We start from the raw sequence: 2,858 nt of genomic DNA on the forward strand, positions 1-2,858 counted from the left end.
ATAGTGGTTGTGTACTACATCTAAATGATCCGCCTAAACTTCTTGAAATTTCAAAATCAATATATTCAACAGTTATCCCCTTGCTAATTAATTGTTTTCCTATATATTCAAACTCTGGATCTAAAATATATACTGAGTCGTTAATTGGTAATCCATTTACAGCTAATCTGGATACATCACTATAAGGCACTGATATTTTATCCCAATTCTTTAACTCCTCTGGAATACCATTTATTAAAGCTTCCTCACATACAATCATCATCCCATCTCTTACTAAGCTTAATGCACAATCTAAGTGTAGCACATTATTTTTTAATGGTACTTGAACTACATTATAACCAAAATGTCCTAAAAATGATTTTAACCATCTATATCCATTGTCATTTGATGCTTGTCCTGATTTACCTACAAAAACTGTTTTATCAAGGACTATAACATCTCCACCTTCTAAAAATGGTCCTGCCTCTGAATCCAAGCCTTCTGAAGTATCTACCATAGGTAATGATACATACATGGCATTACTGGAATATGCAATAGTTTCTAAAATACTACGTATAGGTAAAATTTCTTTCCTTCTATGATGATATCTTAGTGATCCTTCTATTATATTATTTCCTATTGTAAAGAATGGGTCTCTAACAAAAAAGTTACTACACCCATATTCTTTGCCACTTTCTTTTTCATAATCTGTTAATAAACGAGGTCTAACAACTTCCACACCATATTTCTCTAGTACTTGTTTTAGATTTTCTCTTTCTTGTTCCCATTTAATTTGTCTTTCTGGAAATGCCTCTTTATAATTTTTTCCATCTACATCTTTATACATTTGTAGAGTTTCTTCATCTAATACTTCTTCTACATCATCACTTATACTATTCATAGGAAATATAAATTCAGATTGTGTTAAAACAACTTTCTTTAAAGGTGCAAACTCACTTTTTACCATAACTGTTTCTTTTTTCATATAAATCTCCTTTACTGTCTATGTATTTTGTAGTTAGATTACTCTTTGCTTTATCCATTTGAATAAAACTTTTTCACTCTGATATTTTATTCTTCAGTCACCTACTTACAAAATAATAAACCTTCCAGTTAGGTTAGGGTCAATACTATTTTACTTTTTTAATATATCTAATTTTATTAAACTTCTCTCTTCTAAGTTTTCATCCATTTTACCAATAATCCATGTTTCATTAAAATCGCCAACTACTTCAATATTATTTTCATTTATATAATCTAACAACATTCTATAATATATAATTGAGTCGCTTGGCCCACCCTCATATATTATGGTTACATAATCACCTTCTTCTAGATACCTTATATCTTTGTCTTGATTGATAAAAACTTTAAATCCTTTATATATAATTTTATCTTCTTCTTTTAACTCTTTATATGATACTGTTGCTCCTAACAGCTCAGAAGTTCTTTCTATATTTTTGTCTAAATCAAATATCACATTTCTTAAATTTAAATCTAGCTCCTGAGGGTTATGAGATACCACATCATATTTTAGATAACTTCGTTTTTCATTATGTTTGATAAATACTTTATTAAGTCCATACTCAATATTTTGAGATATTTCTTTATCTAAATAATCTAAATAACTTTTTATTGCCGATAGCTCTTTTATTTTTGCTTCTACTACTTTTGATTGATTTCTTATATTCTCTACCATAAACTCTAAATCAGTCTGTGAGCTTAAAATTTGTTTTATTAATTCTAGTGACATCCCTGTAGATTTAAACAATTTTATTAAATCTATTGTTGTTAATTGTTCTATAGAATAATATCTATATTTATTTTCTTTATTTACATATTTAGGTTTTAGTATCCCAATTTCATCGTAGTATCTAAGTGTTTTTAATGAAACATTAGATAACTTGGATACTTCTCCTATTGTAAAGTAACTTACCATAATAATCTCCTTTTATAGTCTTTGTATTTTTACATTATAAGCTATATATCTATTTCTAAGTTATTAGATTGGTTATAAATTGAATTCTATTAATATTATACTAATCCTGACTAAATTCTTAAATACACTAAAAACACCCACATCCAATGGATATGAGTGTTAGTGGATTTCAATGGTGGAGATGATCCACAAGAATAATACCCACAATTTTATTTATAATTAAGTTTTACCATATGAAATTATTAATAGTTGAGTTTCAAAGTTTAAAATGATATTCTATATAGTAAAAATAGATATTTATTAAGTAATCTATAATAGACAAGTTGATATAAAAATTTTACAATTAGGCCAAATTAAATTGAAAACTAAACGTACATTTCTTAGTGCTTATACCCATGCAGAATAGTAGTAATGCAACAAACTGTATGGGATAATAAGTTGCATTAGCTGCAAATTCTCCACAATAAGTATTTTGTGCTAATCTATATATAGCCCTAGTTCATTTATCTTATTAATAATAACATCAGGTAATTTAGCAGATATAATATTTATGTAAAAATCATTAGATGTATTAGTTATATCATTTTCATATTTCTCTAGCTCCATTATATATAAATAACTTATCTTTAAATAATCTAGTATTATGTCAATAGCTTTCACATATCTATTTTTTGTGTCTAAATATTCTTCCATAGTCACTTCATATCCATCAAAGTATTCTCCTACATCACTAATTGAAGTCCATTCATCTCTAGTATAGATTCCATGTTCATCTCTATATTTAGGATTATATTTAGATATTCTATAATTCATCATTTTAATTAATCTCTTACTCTATTTAAATTAATATCATATATACCATCTCTTGTCTTTCTATTTGCCAAATCCTTTATTGAAGATGCCATTTTCCATACTCCACCATTATGACTATCTACATCTG

Annotated in this window: 4 protein-coding genes; all 4 read right to left on the reverse strand. The window is 26.9% G+C overall.

The genetic code is table 11. The features are described 5' to 3' along the window. Positions 1–964 (reverse strand): dimethylarginine dimethylaminohydrolase family protein (locus tag NSA58_RS18270; RefSeq protein WP_257560798.1); only part of this gene is annotated, 964 nt, incomplete at its 3' end. Between the two features lie 150 nt (positions 965–1,114). Then, a complete protein-coding gene (locus NSA58_RS18275) occupies positions 1,115–1,918 on the reverse strand; it encodes a MerR family transcriptional regulator (protein WP_257560799.1) in 804 nt (267 codons plus the stop codon). 477 nt (positions 1,919–2,395) lie between these two features. Then, positions 2,396–2,734, reverse strand: a complete 339-nt coding sequence (locus NSA58_RS18280) for a hypothetical protein (protein ID WP_257560800.1) — start codon at positions 2,732–2,734, stop codon at positions 2,396–2,398. A gap of 5 nt (positions 2,735–2,739) precedes the next feature. Then, on the reverse strand, positions 2,740–2,858 hold a 119-nt coding region (locus NSA58_RS21065), incomplete at its 5' end, for a toxin C-terminal domain-containing protein (RefSeq protein WP_408648059.1).

Source organism: Terrisporobacter muris, from assembly GCF_024621905.1.
In the GTDB taxonomy this organism is placed as follows: domain Bacteria; phylum Bacillota; class Clostridia; order Peptostreptococcales; family Peptostreptococcaceae; genus Terrisporobacter; species Terrisporobacter muris.